Origin of the sequence: Micrococcus sp. KRD026 (assembly GCF_017168445.1) — a bacterium.
In the GTDB taxonomy this organism is placed as follows: Bacteria; Actinomycetota; Actinomycetes; order Actinomycetales; family Micrococcaceae; genus Micrococcus; species Micrococcus luteus.
The window spans coordinates 145,959-151,199 of sequence record NZ_JABFBA010000009.1 but is presented as its reverse complement, the minus strand read 5'-3'; the positions used below and the strand labels follow the sequence as shown (position 1 = coordinate 151,199).

Sequence of the window (5,241 nt, the reverse complement as noted above, 5' to 3'; positions counted from 1 at the left end):
CGCATGACCCCCGCCGTCCCCCGTGTGCTCAGCATCGCCGGCTCCGACTCCGGCGGCGGCGCCGGTGTCCAGGCCGACCTGAAGACCATCGCCGCGTGGGGCGGCTACGGGATGACCGCGATCACCGCGATCACCGCCCAGAACACGCAGGGCGTGCAGATCGTCCACCCGCTGCCGGTGGACGTGGTGCGCGCCCAGCTCGACTCGGTCGCCGCCGACATCGCCGTGGACGCCGTGAAGATCGGCATGCTCGGCACGGTGGAGCTCATGCGGGCCGTCGCCGGCTGGCTCGAGGAGACCCTGCCCGCCGTCGTCGTGCTGGACCCGGTCATGGTGGCCTCGAGCGGTGACGCCCTCACCGCGGTGGGCGACGACGACGGGCGCGCCGCGTGGTCCCGGCTGCTGCGGGCGGCGCACCTGGTGACCCCCAACCTGCCCGAGCTGGCCCGGCTGACCGGGCGGGACGCGACGGGCTGGGACGCCGCCCTCGACGCGGCCCGGGGCCTGGCCGCCGAGCACGGGGTGACGGTGCTGCTCAAGGGCGGGCACCTGGACGAGACCGAGGCGCCCGAGGCCGCAGCGGCGGAGGTACCGGACGCCGTCGTGCGCGTGGGCGGGGCCGTGCACGAGGTGCGCGGCCCGCGCGTGACGACCCGCGCCTCGCACGGCACCGGCTGCACCCTCTCCTCGGCCCTGGCCACGCTGGCCGGGGCGGGCCTGAGCTGGGAGGACGCACTCGAGCGGGCCAAGCCGTGGCTGGCCGACGCGATGCGGGCGGGGGAGGCGCTCGCGGTCGGGGACGCCTCGCGGCCGACGTGGCACGGGCCCGTCGACCACGGTCATGCGCAGCGGGGCTGAGGGCGGGACCTCCGGGCTTCGACACGTTCGAGGCGGGAAATCCGGCGAATACGCACCTCGGGACGTCCCATGAGGTCGATTTCCCGCCTCGAATGCCGGTGACCCGGACCTCCCGCTCCGCTCGAGCGTCCGGGTCCGCAGAACGCAGAAGAGCCGGACCACCGTGTCGCCACGGGGGTCCGGCTCTGTTCGCTCGTGCCCCCGGCAGGATTCGAACCTGCGGCCTTCTGCTCCGGAGGCAGACGCTCTATCCCCTGAGCTACGGAGGCGGGGGTCGCGACGCGTCGAGCGCGTTGCGGACTCGTCGACTCTACACCATCAGGACGGCCCGTCCGTGACCTCCCCGCGGGGCGCGTCAGCCGGGCAGGCCCGCGCGCAGGGTCCGGGCCGCGGCCTCGGGGTCCTCGGCCTGCGTCACGGCGCGGACCACCACGATCCGTTCCGCCCCGGCCGCGCGGACCTCGGGCAGCCGGTCCGCGTCGACGCCGCCGATGGCGAACCACGGCCGCGCCCCCGCCGGGTCCTCCGCGTCCAGGCGTGCGGCGAGGGTCGGCAGTTCCAGTCCGACGGCGGCCCGGCCCGGCTTCGTGGGCGTCGCCCACACCGGCCCCGTGCAGAAGTAGTCCAGGCCGTCCTCCGCGCGGGCGGTGCGCACCTGCGCCCCGGTGTGGCACGAGCGGCCGAGCACCACGTCCGGGCCCAGCAGGGCGCGGCACTGCGCGGTGGTCAGGTCGGTCTGGCCCGTGTGGAACACGTCCACCCCGGCCAGGGCGGCGACGTCGGCGCGGTCGTTGGCGGCCGAGAGCGCCCCGTGCTCCCGGGCCAGCGGGACGAGCACGGCGAACGCGGCCAGCTCGACCGCCACGTCCACGGCCTTGTCCCGCACCTGGATCAGGTCCACTCCGCCGCGGAACGCCGCCGCGCAGAAGTGAGCGAACGCGGCCGTGTCGAGCGTGTCGTCCGGGCGCAGGAACCGCTGCAGGTCGGTGCAGACGTACAGCCGGGAGACGGCGAGGCGGGCGCGGCGGCGCGCGCCGGGGCCGGTGTCGCCGTCGTCGCGGCCGGCCGCGGTCATCAGGAGCGGATCGGGGGAGTGCATGCGCCCACTGTGGCAGACTGGCCGCTGTTCCATGGGAGCCCGGGCCGCACACGCCGGGCTGAGAGGGCCGCAGGGGCGCACCGCGCCGGCGCGGCCGACCATCACCACTCGATGCGGGTCATGCCGCCGTGAGGAGGACCGGTCCGTGCACGTGGCCGTCGTCGGTGCCGGGATCATCGGCCTCACCGCCGCCGTGCGTCTGCGCGCCGCAGGCCACGCCGTCACCCTGATCGCCCCCGAGCTGGACGCCGCCGGGCGCCCACACGCCGTGGCCGGGGCCACCCACGCCGCGGCGGGGATGCTCGCGCCGCTCGCCGAGACCCAGTTCAGCCAGGACGACCTCGCCCCGCTGCTGCAGGCCGGCTGGGAGGCCTACCCGGCCCTCGTGGACCTGCTCGCCGCCTTCACCGATGTGGAGACGGGCTTCCTCGCACAGGGCGCCTGGATCGTGGCCGCGGACCCCTCGGACGCCCGCGCCTGGGACCACGTGCTCGAGCACGCCTCGATCCTCGGTCGCCGGGTCGAGCCCGTCTCCGTCCGCGCGCTGCGCCGCGCCGAGCCCGCCCTGGCCCCGGGCCTGGCCGCCGGCTTCGACGCCCCGGACGACCATCAGGTGGACCCGCGACGGCTCGCCGCCGCCTGCGTCGCCGCCCTGCGCGCCGAGACCGGACCCGACGGCGGCCCGCTCCCGGTCGGCGCCGGACCCGCCGCCCGGTTCGTGGCCGGACGCGTCACCGCCGCCGGCCCGGAGGGCGAGGGGGTGCGCCTCACGCTGGCCGACGGGGGCGTCCTCACCGCCGACGGCGCGGTCCTCGCCGCGGGCCTGGGCCACCGCGGGATCGGCGGCGCGGCCACCGCCGTCGAGGTCCCGCTGCGCCCCGTCCACGGCGACGTGCTGCGTCTGCGGGTGCGCCCCGAGCAGCTGCTGCCGGGGGAGTCGCACCTGATCACCCGCACCGTCCGCGGCCTCGTCCACGGGCGCCAGGTCTACCTCGTGCCCCGCGCGGACGGCACCCTCGTGGTCGGCGCCTCGGCCCGCGAGGACGGCCTGGCCGGCACCTCCGCCGGGGCCGTGCTGGACCTGCTCGCCGACGCCGCCGCGATCCTGCCCGCCGTCCGCGAGTGCGAGCTGGTCGAGATCACCACCGCCGCCCGCCCCGGCACCCCCGACGACGCCCCGCGCGTGCTCGCCGTGCCCGAGGCTCCGGGCGCCGTCGTCGCCACCGGCTTCCACCGTCACGGGATCCTGCTCGCCCCCTGGGCGGCCGGGCGGATCCTCGAGCTGCTGCACGCCCGCCTGAAGGAGATCGCATGAGCACCCTCCCCCTGACCCTCAACGGAGAGCCCGCCGAGCTGGCCGTGGCCACCGTCCGCGACGTCGTCGCGCACGTCACCGGGCGCGCGATCGGCGAGGACGGCGCCGCCGCGGATGGGCGGCGGCTCGGCGTGGCCGTGGCGGTCGGCGGCGAGGTCGTGCCCCGGTCGGCCTGGGCCACCCGGGAGCTGGCCGCCGGGGACGAGGTCGACGTCGTCACCGCGGTGCAGGGGGGCTGAGCGATGGCCGAGCACCGCACCCCGCCCGCCGCCCCCGCGATCCCGCCGCTGCGGATCGGCGGCTACGACCTGGCCTCCCGGCTCATCATGGGCACGGGCGGCATCACCGACCTGACCGCCCTCGAGGGCGCCCTCGTCGCCTCCGGCACCACGCTCACCACCGTGGCGCTGCGCCGCTGGTCCGCGGACACCCGTGACGGCCTGGTCGCGCTGCTGGACCGCCTCGGCATCGACGTGCTGCCCAACACCGCCGGCTGCTACACCGCCCGGGACGCCGTGCTCACCGCCCGGCTCGGCCGGGAGGCGCTCGAGACCGACCTCGTGAAGGTCGAGGTCATCGCCGATGAGCGCACCCTGCTGCCCGACGTCGTCGAGACCCTCGAGGCCACCGAGCGGCTCGCCGCCGACGGCTTCACCGTCCTGGCCTACACCTCGGACGACCCCGCCATGGCGCTGCGCCTCGAGCAGGCCGGCGCCGCCGCCGTCATGCCGCTGGGCTCGCCGATCGGCTCGGGGCTGGGCATCCTCAACCGCGCACACCTGGAGCTGATCGTCTCCCGCGCCTCCGTGCCGATCGTGCTCGACGCCGGCGTGGGCACCGCCTCGGACGTCGCCCTGGCGATGGAGGCCGGCTGCGACGCCGTGCTCGCCGCCTCGGCGATCACGCGCGCCGCCGAGCCCGCCCGCATGGCCCACGCGTGCCGGCTCGCGCTCGAGGCGGGCTTCCACGCCCGCCGTGCCGGGCGCATCCCGCGCCGCGAGCACGCCCTGGCCTCCTCGCCGATGGCCGGGCGGGTCACGGCCGAGGAGGACGAGCGGTGACCGCCGCCCTGGACCCCGCCGCCCGCGAGCCCCGCGACCTCACCGCGCTGTCCGACACCCAGCTGGAGCGCTTCGCCCGCCACCTGAGCCTGGACGGCTTCGGCCCCGAGGCCCAGCTGGCGCTGCTGCGCTCCCGCGTCCTCGTGGTCGGCGCCGGCGGCCTCGGGGCGCCCGTGCTGACCTACCTCGCCGCCGCGGGCGTGGGGGAGGTCCACGTGATCGACGACGACATGGTGGACCGCTCCAACCTGCACCGCCAGGTGATCCACGCCGAGGCGGACCTCGGCCGCCCCAAGACCGCCTCCGCCGCCGCGACGATGCGCGGCCTGCACCCCGAGGTGCGCGTGGTCGAGCACCGCGAACGCCTGACCGCGGCCAACGCGCTCGAACGGGTCGGCGCCGTGGACCTCGTGCTCGACGGCACGGACAACTACGCGACCCGCTACCTCGTGGCCGACGCGTGCGAGATCGCGGGCGTGCCCGTGGTGTGGGGCGCGATCCTGCGGTTCGCGGGGCAGGTGAGCGTGTTCGCCCCGGGCGGGCCGCTGTACCGGGACGTGTTCCCGGAGCGGCCCGAACCCGGCGAGGTGCCCTCGTGCGCGCAGGCCGGAGTGCTCGGGGTGCTGCCCGGGATCATCGGCTCCCTCATGGCGGCCGAGGCGATCAAGCTGCTCTCCGGGGTGGGTGAGCCCCTGGTCGGGCGGCTGCTCTCCGTGGACGCCCTGACGATGCGCTTCCGTGAGCTGCGGCTCGTGCCCGACCCCGAGCGGACCCCCGTGACGGACCTGTCCGCCCACGCGGACCAGGCCCCCCGCCCGGACGACGCCGGCGCCCCCGGCTCGGCGGAGGCGTGCGGCGCCGCGGGCGGGGAGATCGCCCCCGCCGCGCTGGCCGCCCTGCTCGCCGAC

6 protein-coding genes, 1 tRNA gene and 1 riboswitch are annotated in these 5,241 nt (G+C 77.2%); of the genes, 5 read left to right on the top strand and 2 right to left on the bottom strand.

The window, feature by feature from the left end:
- Window positions 1-858 (top strand): bifunctional hydroxymethylpyrimidine kinase/phosphomethylpyrimidine kinase (thiD, locus tag J1M40_RS03795; RefSeq protein WP_241252042.1); only part of this gene is annotated, 858 nt, incomplete at its 5' end.
- Window positions 859-1,054: 196 nt separating this feature from the next.
- Here the strand turns inward: thiD and J1M40_RS03790 are convergent.
- Window positions 1,055-1,127: transfer RNA gene (locus J1M40_RS03790), tRNA-Arg, on the bottom strand.
- Window positions 1,128-1,213: 86 nt separating this feature from the next.
- The gene (gene thiE, locus J1M40_RS03785; protein WP_144819453.1) at window positions 1,214-1,957 is read right to left on the bottom strand and encodes a thiamine phosphate synthase; all 744 of its coding nucleotides are present in this window, start codon (window positions 1,955-1,957) and stop codon (window positions 1,214-1,216) included.
- 21 nt (window positions 1,958-1,978) lie between these two features.
- Window positions 1,979-2,109, top strand: a riboswitch (TPP riboswitch).
- Between thiE and J1M40_RS03780 the strand changes: the two genes are divergently transcribed.
- The 4 genes from J1M40_RS03780 to J1M40_RS03765 all read left to right on the top strand — a co-directional run.
- Window positions 2,103-3,272 (top strand): FAD-dependent oxidoreductase, encoded by a 1,170-nt coding sequence (locus tag J1M40_RS03780; RefSeq protein WP_036316589.1) that lies wholly within the window; start codon window positions 2,103-2,105, stop codon window positions 3,270-3,272. It overlaps the preceding riboswitch by 7 nt.
- Window positions 3,269-3,511 (top strand): sulfur carrier protein ThiS, encoded by a 243-nt coding sequence (gene thiS, locus J1M40_RS03775; RefSeq protein WP_041105270.1) that lies wholly within the window; start codon window positions 3,269-3,271, stop codon window positions 3,509-3,511. Before J1M40_RS03780 ends, thiS begins: the two co-directional genes overlap by 4 nt.
- A gap of 3 nt (window positions 3,512-3,514) precedes the next feature.
- Window positions 3,515-4,333 (top strand): thiazole synthase, encoded by an 819-nt coding sequence (locus tag J1M40_RS03770; RefSeq protein WP_036316581.1) that lies wholly within the window; start codon window positions 3,515-3,517, stop codon window positions 4,331-4,333.
- Window positions 4,330-5,241: molybdopterin-synthase adenylyltransferase MoeB (locus tag J1M40_RS03765; protein WP_206450483.1), on the top strand; the 912-nt coding region annotated here is incomplete at its 3' end. The genes J1M40_RS03770 and J1M40_RS03765, both read left to right, overlap by 4 nt.

What these genes read in the sequence shown, in the direction of transcription:
- thiS (WP_041105270.1), top strand. Translation starts at nt 3,269, where the DNA reads ATGAGCACCCTCCCCCTGACCCTCAACGGAGAGCCCGCCGAGCTGGCC.
- J1M40_RS03770 (WP_036316581.1), top strand. Translation starts at nt 3,515, where the DNA reads ATGGCCGAGCACCGCACCCCGCCCGCCGCCCCCGCGATCCCGCCGCTG.
- thiE (WP_144819453.1), bottom strand. Translation starts at nt 1,957, where the DNA reads ATGCACTCCCCCGATCCGCTCCTGATGACCGCGGCCGGCCGCGACGAC.